This is a genomic window from Virgibacillus sp. 7505 (assembly GCF_002272135.1).
Taxonomy (GTDB): domain Bacteria; phylum Bacillota; class Bacilli; order Bacillales; family Amphibacillaceae; genus Terribacillus.
Genome location: NZ_NPBF01000474.1, coordinates 1 through 211 on the forward strand (window position 1 = coordinate 1; position 211 = coordinate 211).

The following is a 211-nucleotide window of genomic DNA, read 5'->3' on the forward strand; positions in this document are numbered from 1 at the left end:
GAAAGACCTTTCCCAAGAGCGTTTGATGAGGCGAATGACAATGGAAATGGAGGATCACCATGAAAGCATTTCTTAATATTGTCCAAAACAACGTGCGCCAATATAGCATGACTTGTGCGTTGCTGTTTATTATGCTCTTATTCCAGCTGTTAACGGATGGCATTTTGCTGCAGCCGTTAAATATTACAAATATCATTTTACAAAACAGCTA

The 211-nt window shown here is 38.9% G+C and carries 1 pseudogene; it reads left to right on the plus strand.

The features are described from left to right. Positions 1 to 59: 59 nt before the first annotated feature. Positions 60 to 211: pseudogene (locus CHH91_RS21395) on the plus strand (sugar ABC transporter permease); the annotation flags it as partial.